At 42.4% G+C, this 19179-nt stretch carries 14 protein-coding genes; 11 read left to right on the plus strand and 3 right to left on the minus strand.

What is annotated here, in order from left to right:
* Nucleotides 1-45: 45 nt before the first annotated feature.
* Together LEP1GSC192_RS13985 and LEP1GSC192_RS13990 are read left to right on the plus strand one after the other, a co-directional pair.
* Nucleotides 46-2595 carry a methyl-accepting chemotaxis protein gene (locus tag LEP1GSC192_RS13985; protein WP_020770689.1) on the plus strand — a complete coding sequence of 850 codons (2550 nt, stop codon included), beginning with the start codon at nt 46-48 and terminating at the stop codon, nt 2593-2595.
* A gap of 85 nt (nt 2596-2680) precedes the next feature.
* Nucleotides 2681-2953 carry a hypothetical protein gene (locus LEP1GSC192_RS13990; RefSeq protein ID WP_010515454.1) on the plus strand — a complete coding sequence of 91 codons (273 nt, stop codon included), beginning with the start codon at nt 2681-2683 and terminating at the stop codon, nt 2951-2953.
* Nucleotides 2954-3075: 122 nt separating this feature from the next.
* Here the strand turns inward: LEP1GSC192_RS13990 and LEP1GSC192_RS13995 are convergent, their stop codons facing one another.
* Complete coding sequence (locus tag LEP1GSC192_RS13995) at nt 3076-5079, minus strand: helicase (protein ID WP_020770863.1); 2004 nt, start codon at nt 5077-5079, stop codon at nt 3076-3078.
* A gap of 195 nt (nt 5080-5274) precedes the next feature.
* Between LEP1GSC192_RS13995 and LEP1GSC192_RS14000 the strand changes: the two genes are divergently transcribed.
* The 6 genes from LEP1GSC192_RS14000 (at nt 5275) to LEP1GSC192_RS14025 (ending at nt 13305) form a co-directional block, all read left to right on the plus strand.
* Nucleotides 5275-6576, plus strand: a complete 1302-nt coding sequence (locus LEP1GSC192_RS14000; RefSeq protein ID WP_020770612.1) for an AarF/ABC1/UbiB kinase family protein — start codon at nt 5275-5277, stop codon at nt 6574-6576.
* Entirely contained in the window at nt 6573-6806 is a 234-nt protein-coding gene (locus LEP1GSC192_RS14005) for a FeoA family protein (protein ID WP_020770792.1), read from the plus strand. The genes LEP1GSC192_RS14000 and LEP1GSC192_RS14005 overlap by 4 nt, the downstream gene beginning before the upstream one ends.
* A gap of 3 nt (nt 6807-6809) precedes the next feature.
* On the plus strand, nt 6810-8951 hold the full coding sequence (feoB, locus tag LEP1GSC192_RS14010) for a ferrous iron transport protein B (protein ID WP_020770782.1): 2142 nt from the start codon (nt 6810-6812) through the stop codon (nt 8949-8951).
* Between the two features lie 2 nt (nt 8952-8953).
* A complete protein-coding gene (locus LEP1GSC192_RS14015; protein ID WP_020770861.1) occupies nt 8954-10909 on the plus strand; it encodes an LTA synthase family protein in 1956 nt (651 codons plus the stop codon).
* A 274-nt stretch (nt 10910-11183) separates the two neighbouring features.
* Nucleotides 11184-12197 (plus strand): N-acetylneuraminate synthase family protein, encoded by a 1014-nt coding sequence (locus LEP1GSC192_RS14020; RefSeq protein WP_020770783.1) that lies wholly within the window; start codon nt 11184-11186, stop codon nt 12195-12197.
* A gap of 1 nt (nt 12198) precedes the next feature.
* The gene (locus LEP1GSC192_RS14025; protein ID WP_020770704.1) at nt 12199-13305 is read left to right on the plus strand and encodes a M23 family metallopeptidase; all 1107 of its coding nucleotides are present in this window, start codon (nt 12199-12201) and stop codon (nt 13303-13305) included.
* A 229-nt stretch (nt 13306-13534) separates the two neighbouring features.
* Here the strand turns inward: LEP1GSC192_RS14025 and LEP1GSC192_RS14030 are convergent, their stop codons facing one another.
* A complete protein-coding gene (locus LEP1GSC192_RS14030; RefSeq protein ID WP_020770629.1) occupies nt 13535-14416 on the minus strand; it encodes a DUF4349 domain-containing protein in 882 nt (293 codons plus the stop codon).
* Nucleotides 14417-14444: 28 nt separating this feature from the next.
* Nucleotides 14445-15185: an RNA methyltransferase gene (locus LEP1GSC192_RS14035; protein ID WP_036090308.1), complete on the minus strand. Its 741-nt coding sequence runs from the start codon at nt 15183-15185 to the stop codon at nt 14445-14447.
* Between the two features lie 245 nt (nt 15186-15430).
* Between LEP1GSC192_RS14035 and fliF the strand changes: the two genes are divergently transcribed.
* From fliF to fliH, 3 genes are read left to right on the plus strand one after another with little or no spacing between them, the layout of a single operon-like run.
* On the plus strand, nt 15431-17131 hold the full coding sequence (gene fliF / locus LEP1GSC192_RS14040) for a flagellar basal-body MS-ring/collar protein FliF (protein ID WP_020770743.1): 1701 nt from the start codon (nt 15431-15433) through the stop codon (nt 17129-17131).
* Complete coding sequence (locus LEP1GSC192_RS14045) at nt 17131-18099, plus strand: FliG C-terminal domain-containing protein (RefSeq protein ID WP_020770668.1); 969 nt, start codon at nt 17131-17133, stop codon at nt 18097-18099. The genes fliF and LEP1GSC192_RS14045 overlap by 1 nt, the downstream gene beginning before the upstream one ends.
* Before the next feature lies 1 nt (nt 18100).
* A complete protein-coding gene (fliH, locus tag LEP1GSC192_RS14050) occupies nt 18101-19024 on the plus strand; it encodes a flagellar assembly protein FliH (RefSeq protein ID WP_008592071.1) in 924 nt (307 codons plus the stop codon).
* Nucleotides 19025-19179 lie beyond the last annotated feature (155 nt).

Genomic DNA, 19179 nt, shown 5'->3' on the forward strand with positions numbered 1-19179 from the left:
TTTTTAGATCGTACTAGGTCGAAAAAAAATCAACCAGGATCACGCATGAAAAATATAAACAAAGAAATTTCCGCATTCTCCGCTAGGTTTCTGTTCTTAACGGAAGGTTTAGGGTATCTGATCGGAACTCCATTTGCGATCGTATTTTTGGTCCATTTTATGGACCTAGATCTAAAGGACGCGGATCCCTCACTTTGGTTCGTCATGGGAGCGATTTTTGTCCTTGGGCTCGTCACCAGTTCACTTTCTTCCATATATAAATTAAAACCGTTACGAAAATATACCAAACAATTTGCGGAAGGGGCAGTAACTCGAGATACGGTTATCGGGGCCCAAAAGACCGTCTTTCGACTTCCCATTCTTCACGCATTGGACATCCTGGTTAGGATTTGGATGGGAGGTGGAATTTTTGTAATTTCACTCGGGATCTTTTTGCCTATCAGCAAAACGGATTATTCCATTCTTTTAGGACTGATCGTTTTCGGAGGACTTGCGAGCGCAGTCTATTTTTATCTTATCACCGATTGGCTAAAGGACAATTTAGCTAATACGGATCTCTTCGGTTCTATTTCATTGGAGTCGTTGGTTAAACTCAATCTGACCCGGACCTTGGCTTTGGTTTTCTTTTCCATCGTTCTAGTTTTGGCGATCGGAGTTTCTCTGGTAGTTTACAAACTCAATTTTGAATCTTTAAAGAATGCGTATACAAACCAGATGTTGAATGTGGCTCATACCTTAGACCTCCTTACCCAGGGAATCTATGAGGACACGGAAGAAGAAGCGGAACTCATCATCAGAAATAAAACCTTAGGTCTTCTGGTCTCTCAAAAAAAATGGAAAGAAGCGGAGAATTTTCTAAATAATTTTTTAGGATCCAGCCAAAGATTCGAAGGAATAGCTGTCTGGAAAGAAACGGGAGAGTGGTTTTCTCATTCCGTAGGGACAGGAACTTTAGCAAGTAGTACGATCGTTCCCTTAACATCCGCATTCCAACTTCCGGGAGCGGATGAGATCAGAAATACAAATAAAGAAAAGGCATTCTTCTTTAGCGAACCTTCCAATTCACCCCAAAACGGTTCTCCCGTCATTTTATATATTAGAGAATTTGAATTAAATGACGGCTCCAAGGCATTTCTGGTATTCTCCGTTCGGATAGGAGATCTTACAAATCCGGTCATCCAATCCATCAAAATCGGAAAAACGGGTTACCCGGGACTTCTCACTCCTAAGATGACCTTCTTAAATCATATCAGCGAAAATATGAGATTAAAAAAGATGGAGGATCTCCCTTTCGCAAAATTTTTCACGAACTCGCAAGACGGGGTCCCAATCAAGTACGTCATGGACGGCGCTTATAAATCCATGGTGGTACATACGAACAAAAAGTACGGATTTAGATCTTTCGTAACCATCGTAAATGAAGAGGTTTCCAAAGAAGCGATCTCGACTATCTTCTATATGTTGGCGATTTCCTTTAGCGGATTGTTTGTAATCGGATTTATCATCTACTTCATTCTTTCCAAAAGTTTAAAACCTTTAAGAGATAGCAAAAACCTGATCGAAAAAATGTCGGAAGGAGATCTGACCCATAAACTCAATGTTCTCTCCCGGGACGAGATCGGAGAGATGGCGATTAGTATCAACGAGTTCAATCGTAAAGTTAAAGCGGTACTTCAGAAAATTTTCGATGCCTCTCATAGTCTGGCAAATTCTTCCGAGGAAATGTCGAATACATTAAAGACCATCTCGGATAATGCGCAAAATCAAGCGGCAGCCTCGGAGGAAATTTCCGCTTCTATCGAGGAGATCTCCGCCGGAATGGATGCGATCTCTTACAGAACAAAAGAGCAGGTCAGTCTTTTAAATTCTTTGGATTCTGAGATGTTTGAATTTTCTTCTTCTATCCAAGCCACTTCTGAAAATCTGGAAAACACTCTTTCTCATGTAAAAGAGATCACGGACGAGGCGAGAAGAGGCGGAAAATCTTTGGAACTGACTGACCAAAGTATCCGCAAAATTTCCCAGAGTTCGGACCAGATCACAGGTGTGATCGAGATCATCACAACCATTTCGGAACAGATCCATCTTCTCGCATTGAACGCAGCAATCGAAGCAGCAAGAGCAGGTGCCGCAGGAAAAGGATTTGCAGTGGTCGCAGACGAAATTTCCAAACTCGCAGACAAAACTTCCGACAGCATGAAGGAGATCGAAAATATCATCCAAGCAAACGAGACCGAGATAGGGATCGGGGTCAGCAATATCCGGGACACGGTAAGCGTGATCGGCGGGATTATCCAAAGAATAGAGACCATCTATATCCGGATGAACGAGGTATCTTCCGTGATGGGAGAACAATTGGTCCGAAATCGTATCGTAAACAAAAAAGGCCAGGAAGTGAAGGAAAGATCGGAAGGTATCCAAACTGCGATCCAAGAGCAAAAACTGGCAGTCGAAGAAATTTCGAAAACAATTTCGAGTATCAACGACCTGACCCAATCTAACGCGTCTTCCACGGAAGAATTGAGTTCCGGTTCTGTGGGCCTCGCCCATTTGTCCGAGGATCTGAAAAACCAAGCAGAGTATTTTCATTTTTGAAAGTCACACCCCGGAATTTCGGGAGAAAAAGAAGATTTCGAAACTTAGTTGCATTTTAGAGAATTTATTCTAATTTGCGCTATATATGGAATGGGAAAAGATCTTAAGGGACTCTGTAAGGGACGGTTCAATCAAGGAATTGTATCTCCGGAGAGTCCCCACCCTGAAAACTTGTGATGATTGGAATAAGGTAAAAGAAATAGGTCTGATCGATCACAAAACCAAATACGCCCATTATAAGGGTGGATTGGTTAAATTCGGGGAAGGTCTTTTTTTCGTGAGTGAAGAAAGGCTACAAGCTTTAGCTCCCTTCCGCAAATGGGAATTCAAAACCAAGATCAAAGTCACCCCGGATTGAAAAACTTTCCGATTTCGGTGTTTCGCGCGGAGAACACAGAGATCACGGAGACAAAAACAAAAGATCTCCAAACAACGAAACTCACCTCAGTGAACTCCGTGCCCTCTGTGTGAAATAAAAAACTATCTAGTTAAATTGATGATCAGATTCAGTTTTTCAGCGACTGTGATTACGTCTTGGACACGAGTTTTGTCCACAAGCACTGCGGTTGGTCCAATCTCGTCCAAAACGATTTTTTTGCCTTTGATCTGTCCAAGTAGAAGTTCCATTACATTCTGGTCTTTCGTGCGTACAAGGACACAATCTTCCGCGACTTCCACCACAGGCAGGTTCCCACCCCAGTCTTCCAATAAGAATAGAAGGTTTTGGGCAAGTTCCGCTTTGCTAGATGCTTTTAAGAAATCCACAAACTCGTTCGTTTTGTATCCCAAAAGAATTCCTAATTGATAGGCTTCTTTGGTCAGAACAAAAGTATATACCCTATCGTAGTCTTTGAGTTCTGTGAAGGCTTTTAAAAGATGAATTCCGTATATGGAAACTTTTTCCGGGAACGCGATCACGGAGAAGTCCGGGTTAATCGTGATTCCACCCTTCTCCGTAACTCCTGCCAACTCTCCCGTTTGGAAGAAATATTCTCCCAGCTTGGAAAGAGTCAGGAAACGGCTCGGATATTCTACTTCTAATAATCCGAATAAATGCAGATAGAAGATCGCACTCATGATCTCCTTACGAAGATCCGCTAGATCCGTCTGGAAATTTTTCGTGCGGAAGCCAGGGCTAAAGATCAAATGTTCCCTGATAATATTCGAGAAAATAACGGAAAGATGGATACGTTTGGACTTGATGATCAGATTTACACATTTGTCCAAGATCATTTTATCGTAAAAAGGCATTTCCGTCGGTTGGAAAACTTCCGGAGGATTCACCCGTTTCATTCTGGCCTCGTTCACCTCATGGATGACGAGTTTCATGATCTCGAAAATATCCTTGCTGAGAAAACCGTCCAGATCCCCTCTCAGAATGATATTCTCCCCTTTGATATCCGCCAGGTTCAAAAGTTTCAGGATCGGAAGGATCAGTTCCATCTGATAGATCTGGCTTTTTTCTGGGAAAATACTGATGTCCGGATTTAATAATTCCTGCTCTGTTCTTTTATGATCCGCCTGTTTAACCTTGCCGGATTTTGCGAGAACCAAGCCCTTTCTGCTGATATAAGAAAGTAACTTTTTCGTATTTAAGAAGAAGTCCAACTCGTTGGTGGCGAGTTTTTCCTGTCTCTGGCGAGTTCCTTTTTTAACGGAAGGAAGGATCGGATTGTTCTGGATATGTTTAAGAAGTTCTTCCGGAAGAGCGAAGATCCTAACGAACTTCTCCTCTACGAAACAAACATCGGCGATCATTCCCTTTTCGACTAATGAAGGAATAATAGTCTCGTATTTGCCCCTGCTCATCACGATAAAACTTCTGATATCGTCCGCGTCAGCTGCACCACCGCTTAAATAGATCCTGACGACGGTATCTCTTTCCAATTCCGATAAGGATTGGATAGCCGCCTCATACGCCTCGTCAGAAGTCGCATGAGTGATAAACTTACGAATACTATCTATTTTTGCAGGGGCCTTGACGGCCTTTTTCCATTCATTGGAAATATCGGTCAATTTCTTGCGATCTAGAAGTTTTTCGACGGAGACTTTGTATTTGTCCCCTTTGAGATTTTGATCTAAAGAAACTAGAGCAGCCAGCTCGTCATACGCATGATACTTATCCAGATTATTGGTAAGTCTTTCTCTGTTTTTTCTTTGGTATACGAGTTGGTATTTGCGGAGAAGGTTTAGTTCCATCTCCACATTGATTGGCGGAATGTTTACTTTTCGGGAGATCTCTCCCAGAGTGAGGACATTCTTATTTTTTAAGATAGAGGTATAGATATTAACTTGGAGTACGGTGAGTTTTTCCAGTACACCTTTGAGGTAAAACTCGTCGAGAAAACTATCGAAAAGAAACTTAACGTTCTTATTCTTTTCTTTGAACGGGAGCTTGGGAATGTTCCAGAGAGAGGCGGTCTTCTTTAGGTCGTTCAGTTCGAGTTTTTCTAATTCTTGCAATAAAACCGATTCGCCACTCATACCACTGACCGAAATTATCGTTCGAGAGCCATACTCTAATTCTCGCCGCTCCCGTAAACCAAAATACGGTTTTCTCGGCTGAACATACAAAATAGACCCGAGTACCCTTCTTCGGGTTCCTTTATCCCAAATGGAGGTTCCTTTCTCCTTGATTTGGATTGTGCTTCTTTCAAGTTATCTTAATCTGGAGCTGAAATGCCAGGATTCCTAGACCAACTTCTGCAAGGGGTAAACAGCGCTAGTCGTATAGTGACCAGCAGTTATGTTTTTTCCACTAAAACCATCCTACTTTTAAAGGATTTGGCCACTGGAGGAAGTGGATCCCGTAATATTCCGGTCCGATTGAGAGAAGCGTTTGAGGAATTAGGCGCAACGTATATTAAATTGGGCCAATTTATCGCATCGGCCCCTTCTCTTTTTCCCGAAGAGATCGTAACGGAGATGCAAAAATGTTTGGATTCCGTACGACCACTTCCGTTTTCAGATGTCCGGAAAGTATTAAAAAAAGAACTGGGTAGAGATTTTCAAAACTTATTCCAAAGTATAGATCCCGTACCGATGGCATCCGCCTCCATTGCGCAAGTCCATTCCGCAGTGACCAAGGACGGCTTGGACGTAGTAGTAAAAGTGCAAAGGCCGGATATAGAAAGTGCGTTAGGAGCCGATCTTAACCTACTATTCTTAGCATCTAAACTATTCGAAATTTTTGTACCCGGCCTGAATAAATCGGGACTTTCCGAAATGGTGGGAATGTTCCAATCCTCGATCTTAGAAGAGATAGATTTTATAAAAGAAGCAAACAATTGCGAAGAATTCGAAAGATACCTTCTCTCCAACGGAGAGACCAGAGCAAGAGTCCCTAAAATTTATAAAGAACTCAGCACCAAAAAAGTTTTGGTCATGGAAAAATTTTATGGAGCTCCTATCACCGACGAAACCTCTCTGCGCAAGTTCAGTAAGGATCCTTCTAAAACGCTTTCGGATGCTTTGGAGATTTGGTTTTCCACACTTTCAAGATCGGGATTTTTTCATGCAGATGTACATGCAGGAAACCTAATGATCCTTAGGGATGGAACGGTAGGTTTTATCGATTTCGGGATCGTGGGAAGGATTTCCTCCAAAGTTTGGGAAGGCCTAATGATCTTTTTGGAAGGACTTGCATTGAATAGAACGGATCGGATCGCAAACGGTTTAGTTCGTATGGATGGGACTGCCCAAGGGATAGACGAGAAAAAATTAGCCAAGGACCTGGAAACGGTTTTCGATCAGATGAGTAAAATGGTCTTAGATATTCAAATGGGGGAATTGGACGCCTTCGACGAAAAAAAGATGAACGCTATCCTTTTCGAGTTCAGGGATATCTCCGATCGTAACGGATTAAAGATCCCTAAAGAATTCGGACTTTTGATCAAACAAATCTTATATTTTGACAGATATATCAAATCTTTCGCGCCGGAACTGGATCTGATCCGGGATAGGGAAAAATTTATCAAATGAAATCCAAACTTTTCGAATTAGAAGAGGGAGAATCCGGCAAGATCACCGGAATCAAAAACGAATACGGAAAAACGGGACTAATCCGAAATCTTTTAGATATGGGGTTTCTTCCGGGGACAAAGATCACCGTGGTCCGAAAATTCCAGGACCAGGACAAGATGATCGTAAAATTGGGACTTGTCCGATTGGCCATTCGAAAAATGGAAGCGGACCTTCTTGAATTGAATTAGTTTATGAAATTATTAAATACTGAAATACAGGCTCTGGAACACAAAACGGAGAAGTTCCGGGTTTTACTTACAGGTAATCCGAACTGCGGCAAATCCACATTATTCAATAGACTAACCGGACTTAGACAAAAAACGGGGAACTACCATGGCGTAACCGTTGAAAAAGCGGAAGGAAGTATCCATACGGAAGATACAACGGTCCATATTGTGGATCTTCCCGGTGCTTATAGTTTAGGCGGAGAATCGGAAGACAAACAGGTAACAACCCGCATTCTACTTTCCAGAGGAGCTGAAGACAAACTCATTTTTGTATTGGATGCGGTTGCGATAGAAAGAGGGCTCCAATTTTTATTACAGGTATCTTCTCTCAAGATCCCAATGATCGTCGCAGTCACAATGAACGATACCTTGGAAAAGAAGGGAGTTCATTTAGATCTAAAAGTTTTATCCAAGGCCTTTGGAGTTTCTTTTTATTTCGTAAATCCAAGATCGGGAGAAGGTGTAGAAGTTTTTGAAAAAGTTTTGATGGACGTTTCTTCTTATAAGATCCCAAATCCGGATTTTTCCTGGGACAAAAAAAGGACCGCACTGATAGAGTCCGTACTATCCAAACTTTCCGTTGACGATCCGGATTCGGTCCGATTCGTATTGGAGAATAGTTTTAAAGAATTTAGCGGAGAGATCCTTCAAACTGGACTTCCTTCTTCTAATTTTTTCCCGGAAAAAACCAAAAAATTCATTCGTTCCGAATGGCAAAAGTCTAAATTAGAATTCTCTTATGGAGAAGAACTAGTCCAAAGATCCATCTGGATCAAAAAACTTTTATCCAAGGCGGTCTCCGGCTCCGAGATAACCGAAAAAGGTATACTTGGATTTGCGGATAAAATACTTCTCCACCCTATTTGGGGAATTATCGTCTTTTTAGGGATTATGGCCTTGGTATTTCAGTTCTTATTCACCTGGTCGGAAGTGCCCATGGATTGGATAGAAGCAAGAATTAGCGATCTTGCCGATTGGACCGGGAATTATTTACCGGACGGACCGGTGCGTTCCCTCATCCAAGAAGGAATGATAGGTGGAGTCGGAGCTGTTTTGGTATTCGTTCCACAGATCAGTTTGTTATTCTTATTTATAGGGATCATGGAAGAAAGCGGATATATCGCGAGAGCTTCCTTCTTAATGGACAGGTTCATGGGAAAATTCGGGCTTTCCGGTAAATCTTTTATCCCATTACTTTCCAGTGCGGCATGCGCAGTACCTGCAATTATGGGTACCCGAACAATCGAAAACAAAGCGGACAGACTTACGACAATCCTAGTATCTCCTTTGATCACTTGTTCCGCCCGATATCCGGTTTATATTTTAGTGATAGGTACTGTATTTTCCGCAGAGCCGATTTTCGGGATCTTCTCCCCTAAAGTTCTAGCGTTATTCGGTCTTTTCCTATTAGGAATGTTCGCCTCCATGGGAGCCGCTTTCCTATTCAAAAAAACTTTTTTCAGATCGGAACCTGCTTATTTTTTAATGGAACTTCCGAGATACCAATGGCCTTCTCTCAAAAGTCTATTTTTTACGGTTTATAAGAAGATCAGAGCCTTCCTTGAAAATGCCGGAAAAGTAATCCTATTTATCTCCATTATACTTTGGTTCTTAGCAAATTATCCAAGGGTAGAAGTTTCCAAAACCGAAAATTTAAACCCGACCCAAGCGAAGTCCTTACAAATTTCCGAATCCTACGCAGGTAGAATGGGAAAAATGATGGAGCCCGTCTTAGAACCGATCGGTTTCGGATGGAAAATGGGACTTGGGATCATCACTTCGTTTGCAGCGAGAGAAGTAATGGTATCCACATTATCGATCGTATACGGTGTCCAAGGAGAAGATTCCGAAGATGAAAATCTACGATCCGCTCTCAGAAAAGACAAGGATCCGGAAACCGGAAAACCGGTCTGGACGATCGCAAGCGGACTCAGCTTACTTATATTTTTCGCATTTGCCTGCCAATGTATGTCCACTCTTGCCGTTGTGAAAAAAGAGACAAACTCCCTTTTCTGGCCGTTCTTCATGTTCACTTACATGACGATTCTTGCATATAGTTCCTCTTTTTTAGTTTTCCATTTTTCTAAATTTTTAGGCTGGAATTAAGAATGATAAAAAGGCTACCTGCAAACCTTAGGATAATTCTATTCTACTCTTTTTGTTTTCTGATCCTTTTAACCGCTTTTAGATTCGTATTACTCTTTATCTACTTCCCTAAACTGGGAAATTCCTCGATCAGCGAAGTAATCAACTCCTTTTTGATCGGGATTCGTTTTGATCTATGTGTGATCTCCATCGTAATCGGGATCTCCTGGATCTTATCTTCCTTTCATTATCCGAATCGCTGGAAGTACTATAGATATGTATGGGGAATTCTTCCTATTCCATTATTCTTATGGATGACCGGACATCTGATCGGAGATACGATCTATTTCGGAGAGGCTGACAAACACCTAGGCTACGAAGGATTCGTATTTTTAGGAAAAGACCTACTTATACTGATAGAAGCCGGGATCAAAAACGACACTTTAAAAGTGGTCCTGGGATTGCTCGGAATATTTACGGGACTTCCCGCACTAATTTATCTTTTTGTAAAATACAATGGATATCAATATTCTCCGGAAAATAAATACGGGGAATTAGCACAGATCCCGATCTCTATCATCCTAGTTTTACTTTTGTTCCGAGGAGGTGTCCAACCCCGACCGTTAAGATCCACGGAAGCTATTCATTCGGAAAATCCTTTTTTAAACCAACTTCCGTTAAACGGAGTATTCACAACCATTATGGACCTTAAGTCCAAGTCCATTCTGCCCGAATTACAAATGTCTAAAGAAGAATCGATTCGAATCGTACGAAAAGAGATCGATTACGCGGGTGCAAAGTTTATAGATCCCGAATATCCGCTTCTAAGAGAAACTTCGGAAACCAGAAAGGAAACTCCCCCGAATATAGTTCTCATTCTTCTGGAAAGTTGGACAGGAAAATTCCTTAAGCCGAACGGTGATGGGATCGTTGGCGGAAAAGAACTTGCTCCTTATTTTAACTCCCTATCGCAAAAAGGCAGATACTTTCCTAATTTTTTTGCCACAGGAGGAAGAACCGTAAACGGCTTAATGTCAGTGCTCACAGGCATTCCGGATCGTCCCGGTATCACAGTGGTGAGGACTCATCAGGTTTTAGGAAATTTCGGCGGCCTTGGGTCTTTATTAAAAACGGTCGGCTATTCCACCTACTTTGTGCATGGAGGAGATGTAGGATTTGATAATATGAGTTTTCTTTTTCCTCATTGGGGTTTCGACACGATCATCGGAAAAGAAGAAATCGAAAAAACAGGGAAATATAGATCGGGAGCCTGGGGATTTTATGACGGCGACGTATTAGAAGAATTGCATACGACGATCTCAAACGCGAAACCACCGTTTGTTGCGGTCAGTCTCACGCTTACCACACATTATCCATATCAGGTTCCTGAGACATCGAGACATCGTTATCCGGAAACGATGAAAGATTCCGACTATTTTAATACCTATTCCTATTCGGACGAGTCCATCGGCAGATTTATGGAGAAGGCGGAAAAGTCCCCTTACTTCCAAAATACCATCTTCATATTCGTTGCGGATCATACGCATCATAGGGATCTAAATCCATTCGAAGATCGTAATATTCCATTGTTAATTTATTCTCCCAAATATATAAAACCGGGATTAGATCCTAAAATTTCCTCTCAATTGGACGTGATTCCGACCATTTTGGGGCTTGTGGGCAAAAAAGTAAAATTTTCCTCCTTCGGTAGGGATCTGCTTTCGAATTCTCCGCAACCCAAAACGAGCGGTTCTTATTTTGCATTTTCTAGCGTAATAGGTTGGATCGAGAATGAATATGCACTTTATAGGTCCACGGAAGGGGAACTAAGAGAAGCGTATCCAATGCCTTGGAGTGAGAGCAAGTCCAAGTGCGCCTCTATCAAGGAAACCTGCGACGAATATGAGCGGAAAGCTAAGGCGTTTTTAAATCTGAGTTATGAACTTTTAAATACGAATCGGATCTTTCCGGAGAAATAAATTTTTAGGTTTGGGGAATCGGATATTGGTAGAAAATCTCCCCGCCCTTTCTGGGCGGGGGCTGGTCGGTGGTACCCCGAACCCATCGCACAAAATCGGATTTTTTTCCTATCGATTTCTGTCCTAAAATTTGTAGGAGCTCCAACAAACAGATCTATGTTTATTTTCTTGCCTTGCTACTTAGACTGAATTCCGAGAGAAATCATCCTTCCCTTTCCGGCTAAGTATTCCGATCTTAGTCTTAAGGGTATTACCTCTCATTTCAGGAGAAAGAATGTCTTTTTCAAAAAGTTTTCGTTTGGAAGAAAAATGGGAAATCGGTCCGGATTCTTCCCCGTTTATAATCGCCGAGATTGGATTGAATCATAACGCAGATCCGGAATTAGGAAAGAAGACCATCCAGGCTGCAAAAAAGGCGGGTGCGGATGCGGTAAAATTCCAAACCTACAGAACCGAAAACTTTTTAGATATTAAAAATCCTAAGGCGAAAGTTCTCGTGGATATTTTCCAGACCTACGAGCTTTCCGAAAAATTGCACACTGAATTCCAAAAAACGGCAAAGGAAGAAGGCCTTTTCTTTTTCTCCACACCTTTAGATCCTGGAAGCGTAGACCTTTTAGTAAATATAGGAGTAAAAGCTCTTAAGATTGCGAGCGGAGATATCGTAAACAAACACCTTCTGCAAAAATGTGCAAGCACAGGACTTCCTTTATTCTTATCTAGCGGCGCAGCGGAAGGTTTCGAAGTTATTAGAGCATTGGAACTCTTGGAATCCGAAAAAGTAAAGGATCTGGTATTATTCCATTGTGTTTCTCTTTACCCCACCCCTCCAGAAAAAGCGAATTTGCAAACTATAGAATATTATAAAAATATATTCAATGGTCCTTTAGGTTTTTCGGATCATACTGCAGGAAGTATCGCTGGCGCATTGGCGGTGTCGTTAGGCGCAGGCGTTTTAGAAAAACATTTTACCTTCGACAAAACACTTCCCGGACCTGACCATACAATCTCTGTAGATCCTCCAGAACTGAGATCCTATGTAGAAAATGCAAAACTTGCATTTCAAATGAGGGGAGAAAAGAAGAAGGTAGTGCAACCGCAAGAAGCAGGGGGTAGATTTTTCGGAAGAAGAGGGATTTACGCGGATCAAAATGGAAATCCGATCGCACTTCGTCCGGATCTAAGCCAGGAGGATAAAAGATATTTTGATTCTTGGAAACTGGATGAGGCAAAGTCCCTCGTCAAACAAGGTAAAGGACCAAATCCGGGAGAACCTTTTTCATCTTAATATGATCCGAAAAATCTGTCTTTTATTTACGGCTCTTTCTTTCGGTCTATCCGCAGCTCCCAAGTCTTACGGCTCACTGGGTTCCGAAGTGGATTTTTTGGACTTCGGAAAAGTGACAGTGGCTCCTTTTTCTTATTCCGTGTCTTCTTCTTACGATGAAGAATATGGAGCTTTCAATCTATTCGATTCCAATCCAAAATCTTATTGGTATTCTTCCGGTGGGAATAAACCGGAATGGATCATCGTAGATTTCGGTTCCAAAAGACTGATCAATGCAATAGAAATTTTAGTGCCTATGTTCCGGGGAAAAAGAGCGGCAGAAGAATACGAGATCCAAGTCCTTCACCAGGAAAATTGGAAAACTATTTTTAAGAACGATAGAGTGGACTTAGTGAACCATCATAATCTTCCTCCGATCGATGCATCCATTCTTAGATTATATTTTCCTAAAACGGAAGAAAAGAGTATCGTGATCGGAGAATTTAAGATCCTGCTGAATGGAACCGTCCTAAATTCGATTTCCAACAAATTCACAGGATATCAATACCCTGTTCCGGACGGACTTCTTCCGGAAAAAGATTATCAACTTCCAGGCGCGCCCAGAGAATACAGGAACGGGATCCACAAAGGATTAGACATTTATTATAAACGAGAGAAGATCGGTCCACCTAGACGTTTGACCTTCGATGATGTTGTGGTTTCTCCCGCAGATGGAACCATCATCCGCGCGGATCTGGATTATTCTCCTATGACACTTTCGGAATTCCAAAAATATTCCACGTTAGCTCAGAAAAACGGAGTTACTTATGTGGAAAAAGATTTTGGAGGAAGACAGGTTTGGATCGATCATGGAAACGGAGTTATGACCTCTTTCAATCATCTTTCCTCGATTAAAAGAGGGATCAAACCCGGAGCAAAGGTAAAAGCGGGTGAAGAGATAGGCAACGTTGGCAATTCAGGTCTCATGGGAGAAGCAAAAGGGAATGACGAAAACATCCATTTACATTTCGAGATCTGGGTGGATGGAGAATATCTGGGTGCTGGAGTTCCTACAAATCAAATGAGGAAACTTCTGCAGTTTTTCTTTTCGAAATCGAACTTAAATTAAAGTTTATTTCGCACGGAGCACACAGAGGTCACTGAGTTTAAAGGGCTCAGAGACTATTTTCACACAGAGCCGCGGAGATTTATTTGTAGGAGTTCCAACACGCGGAATCAAGTTAGATTTTGATCCTTTGGGAACTCCTATACGGAAAATCAAATCCGATTCCGATCCTGTTGGAGTTCCTACATCAAACTCTCTGTATTCTCCGTGAACTCCGTGCGAAACAATATACTTAAAGAATTCCTTTAGATCTCAGGTAATTTAAAATTTTCGTTCCGAAAAACCAAGTGATCCATCCTCCTACAGCTGCAAATGCATATAAGAAAGAGAATAATAGGCCGTATTTGATGGTCCACTCTAAGGATATTTTACATTTTTTCAATAAAGTAACAAATCCTCCGGAAACGGCACCTGTTTCCTTTAAGGTAAATTTGATCGTGCAAAATTCATTCTCCTGATCGAATTCTCCTAACTTCACCCCTAGGTCTTGGATTTTACCCTCTATCTCTAAAATTTCCTTTTCCAAAGAGATCAATTCTTCTATCTTTCCGTTCTTTCCCTTTAAACCCAAAAGCCCTGCTTTAGATTTTTCTAAAGAGATCCGAGTAGCGGTGATGTTCTTGTATTCGTTCGTTTTGTCCGTCTTGTTCACGGAAATAGAATCAATAACTCCGATTGTCTGGATGGATTCAACCATGGAATCGAACTCGTCCGGGTTTACTCCAATTCCCAACTGCAATGTTCTTTTGCCGGGAAGTCCGGATCTTTGTTCGTATTGGATGACACCCTTGGCATCCTCTACCATCTTGCGTGTTTTCTTTTCGTTCTCCTCGAACTCGGAAGTTTTGGAAGAAACCGCGGCCACCTTCTCGTATTTTTGAGAAGATGCAGAGATCGTAGTCTTGTCCTGAGGAGCATAAAACTTTTCGGAGGCGTAGTTTTTACGCCCATAGTCGAAATTGATAGAAGAACCTTGTTCTTGGTTTACAATATTCGTTTCAGGACCGACCGCATAACTGTAAATGAGCCGGAATATAAATAGAAATAAGAAAATTCCTCCAAATACGAGTGAAAACTTTTTAATAAACTTAGAAACGCTGGTATATTGTTCCATCCTACCCTACTTTTTTGGCTGAAGTGATCTATTGGACCCTCGTTGCTTCCGATCTGATCCTTTGTAATAGGTCGGATTCGACAAGATTTCCGTTATGAAGACATTTTTTATAATACGAATTTCGGATATACACCTTCTCCTCCTCCGTTAAGGTCCAATTCGGGACTTCCTTTCTTAACCTAAATGCAAGATGAGAAATTACTATAGCTACTGTTACCGAAATATTATAACTTTCCGTAAATCCGTACATGGGAAGTTTTAGAAATACGTCCGCTTCTTCCCTGGCATAAGAAGATAACCCATGCTCTTCCGATCCAAATAGTATGGCGCTTGGTTTATCTAACGGTAAGGTATCTAGTTCGTAGGAATTTTCGAAAGTATGAGGAGAGGTTGCCACGATCCGATACCCTTTTTCTTTCAAACCGCTTATACAATGTCTAGTATTATCGAAATTCGGCTTTTGGTATTTGTGGATCTGTATCCATTTTTGTGCGCCTAGAGCAATACCTTCATTCGGTTTATAAGAGTTTTTATTTTCCACAACATGGATCTCGGCTAAACCTAAACATTCGGAAGTCCGTACCGGTGCGCTAGCATTATAAGGTTGGAATATATCCTCCAACACAATTGTTAAGTACTTTGTTCGAAAAGAGGCGACTTCTTGGATCTTTGAGACCTTCTCCGCTGATATTAGAGTTTTAAAATACTCTTCCAACTTCTTTGCTTCTTCGAGGTTTATAAAATTTGAATGTTCCCGGGCCAGTTTCATGTTCAAAATGTTTTATTTCCTAGACAATTATACAGAGAAACTTGGAAGCCAGCGAATCAACACTAAACACATATCAAGTAATTCCGTACGGCAAGGTTTATTTTTTTGCGTCGAGACACTTACCAAAAGGGATAATATAAAAAATCAGGAGAAAATAAAAAAATTCTAAAGTTTTTTTAAAAAGGGATTGTACTTTGTTTCCGAAAATCTATTATGTCCCCTATCTTGTCCGGTGGTGAAGGAAAATGCCCGAGCAATTACAGAAGATTCTGAACAATATCAAGGAGTTCTTCAACTCTTTAGATACTACAAAGAAACTGATTTTAGGTGGAGTAGCGATCACTGTGGTCGTTGCCTTAGGGCTTCTGACAACGGTTTCCTCTCAAAAGAATAGAGTTATACTCTTCCAAAACCTAACTGCGAAGGATTTTGCAGAGGTTACCAAAAAATTGGACTCGATGGGCTATTCGTATAGCTCCGGAGACACGAGCATCGTGAGTGTGGATCCGGAACAAAGGCAAGAAATTATCACAAAACTTGCCCAAGAGAACCTGATCCCTGCCGGGGTGCAAGGATGGGAACTCTTCAACGTGGAAAAATTCACGGAGACCCAGTTCGATAAGGACATCAAAAAGTATCGAGCGCTCAAAGGAGCTATCGAACAATCCTTGATGACACTTCGCCCTGTTGACAAAGCATTCGTGAATATCGCAATCCCGGAAGATGAACTATTCAATTCGAATGCTTCTCCGGTAAAAGCCTCGGTTATTTTACATTTTATCCCGGGAGTCGAAGGGATTTCCAAAAAAGAAGTCAAAGGTATCGTAAACTTGGTTTCCAGAGCGGTGCCTAAACTCAAACCGGAAAACGTAGTAGTTGCGGATGCGGACGGCAAGATCATTTCCGACTTCGAAGAAGACCTGGAAAAAGAAAGATTAGAACTCAGAGTGGTTCAAGAGAAATTAAGAATCCAAGAAGAACAAAGGATACAAAGACTCATCGACGTAAGAAACACTCTTCGTTGGTTTTTAGGCGGAGAAGACAGAGTGGACATCACCCGCTTCGAGTACATGTTAAATTGGGACAAGGAATCTTATAAAGATAATCAAGTCTCTCCGGTGATCGAAAGACCGGATGATCCGAACACTCCTTACTCCGAGTTAAAGATCGTGGACGGTTACAGTTTAAAAGTTTCTTCAAAAGAAACCAGCGAACAATTCACCGGAAGAGGTTTTACTCCGGACGGACCCGCAGGAACGGAACCGAATCTTCCTCCCGGCTACAAAGACACCGACTACCAAAAAGCGGATTATAAGAAAACGGAGAATATCAATAACTTCGAATTCAACAGAAGAGTGAGCGAAGTCCAAAAACAACCTTGGAAGATCGAAAAAGTCAATCTCTCCGTGGTCGTGGACGGTCAATGGACTAAAAAAGAAAATGCGGAAGGAACAGGATACGACAGAACATATATCCCTGTTTCGGATGACGATATTCGAACTATTCGTAAAAACTTAGAGGCAGCTGTAGGAATAGATAAAGCAAGAGGGGACCAAATCTCCGTAATCAGCATTGCAAAAGATCGAAGCGCTCAATTCGCTGCAGAAGACGAAGAATTAAGAAAACAGAAAGCGATCCGCCAAATGGTCATCGCCTCTTTGGTCATCGTATTATTCTTAATTCTTACCATCCTCATCTACAGAGCGATCAAAAAAGAGATCGCAAGACGCCGCAGACTACGCGAAGAAGAACTCGCAGCAATGCAGCAGATGATGAGAGAAGCTGCTCTCCGAGTCATGGACGACGGAAGCGCAGAAGTCGAACTCTCTCTGGACGAAAAACTCAGAAGAGAACTTCTCGAAAACGCGATCAACCTGGCCAGGGAAAAACCGGAAGAAGTGGCCCAACTTCTCCGCACCTGGCTCTCTGAAGAGGAAGCAACCTAATGAGTATCCTGTCCGGAAAAAGAAACCGGGCGGGACAGCTCCTCCGAATCTTGGGGGAGCATCTTCCCCCGGAAGTGTTTCGTCATCTTGGCCCTCAGGATACGTCCAAACTTTTAGAAAGTTTTCACAAGTCCGGAAAACTGGAAGCGAAACAAGAAAGAGAACTTTTAGGGTCCTTCTTAGAAGGACTCTCCAGCGTACCGAAAGAAGGGATCGATCGAGACACCTTGGCGTTGATCCAAGAACTCGAAACCATCTTAAAAGAAGATCTGGTTGCCGAACCGGAATGGTCCGAGGAACTTAAGTCCTATACCAAGGAAGAACTTTCCAAAATTGTAGCCGGAGAATCATCAGACAGGATCGCGCTCGTATTCTGCCATGCGGATCCGGATACTTCTGCCAGAGTATTGGAAGAATTCCCGGAAGAGACCCAAGAGGAGATCCTACTTTCCATCCGGAATTTGGACCTTTCATCTGCGGGACTTTTGGACTCCTTGGAAAGGTTCTTACGCTTCAAACGGGAAGTCCTGAAATCTCCCCAGTCTGGAGTTCCTACCAGGGACAAGGGCGGAAAGAGGGCCGCGGAACTTTTGGGCAAATTGGACCCCCAAGATTCCCAGAAATTATTCTCGCGGATACGCGAAAAGAGCCATTCGTTTGCCGAAAATATAAATAAGCATTTCTTCCGAATGGAAGACCTGATGGATCTGAGCCGAGATGCCCTAAACAAGTTTTTGTCCGAGATCCATCCGATCGTGACCGCGACCGCTTTTAAAGGCACCGAACCGGAAACGAAACAGGTCTTACTGGAGAGGTTGGACCCAACGCTCGCCTCCTCCATCCGATTGGAAGAAGATTCTATGGGACCGGTTTCCCTGGCAGAGATTGAAACCGCCCAGAACGGACTACTTGAAATTTTTAAGGAATCCGTAGAATCAGGAAGAATCAAGTTCCGGAGAAAGAACTAATATGGCAAAACTAGTCTTCAAACCTATCCAAATCGCGGATATGCAGGATCAAGTAGAGCTGCAGATCCCGGATAAATATAAAAAATTCCATAGGGACGAAGACGCTGAAGAGTTCGAAGTCGACCAAGAAGGAAATATAATCGAGCAATACCAAGGTCCTTCTATCGAAGAGATCGAGGCCGAGCTCAACCGTTATAAAGAAGAAACGGAAGAAAATATCAAAACCATGCTCGAGGACTCCCGCCGCAAGTCGGAGGAGATCGAGGAAGAAGGTCGTAAAAAAGCCTTCCAAATGATCCAGGATTCAAAAGAGAAGATCAAACTCGAAGAGGATTCCGGCAAAGCCAAAGCGGAACAGATCTTGGAAAGAGCCAAGATGGAAGCCGAAAGAATGATCAAAGAAGCCGAAATGAAAACGGCGGAGATCGAACATGAGGCCTACTTAAAAGGATTTGAAGCAGGACGAGAAGTTGGTTTCAGAAAAGGCCAAGGAGAAGTCCGACGCCTCATCGACCGTCTCGGGACCATCGTGGGTAAAGCGATCGATATCCGTGCGGAACTTATCCAAGCATCCGAGAAACAGATGGTGGAGATGATCCTGATCATCGCTCGTAAGATCATCAAAGACGAGATCATTGAACGTAAAGAAATCGTACTCAATAATATCAGAGAAGCCCTGAAACGGATCAAAGACAGGGACCGTGTGGATATCCGGGTCAACTTTGCGGACTTGGAGATCACCACGGCTCACAAAGACGAACTTATCAAACTTATGGAGTCTCTTCGCAAGGTCAATATCTACGAAGACTCCAGAGTCGACAGAGGTGGGGTCATCATCGAGACGGACGTTGGAGCCATCGATGCAAGGATCTCCACACAGCTCAAAGAAATCGAAGAAGCAATTCGAAATGCGGAGCCGATCTAATCCACCATTCACGTCCAAACTTAGTCTCCTACCCGGCCGCCGTTCCAGGCGGTCGGGTCAGGGGGGTTTTCTTTGTAGGCACTCAAACCCGACAATAGCTGACGGGAACTTTGGAAGGGGATTTTGTAGTAGCTTCGACGGATTTCTCTCTTCAT

Origin of the sequence: Leptospira sp. B5-022, assembly GCF_000347035.1 — a bacterium.
In the GTDB taxonomy this organism is placed as follows: Bacteria; Spirochaetota; Leptospiria; order Leptospirales; family Leptospiraceae; genus Leptospira_B; species Leptospira_B cinconiae.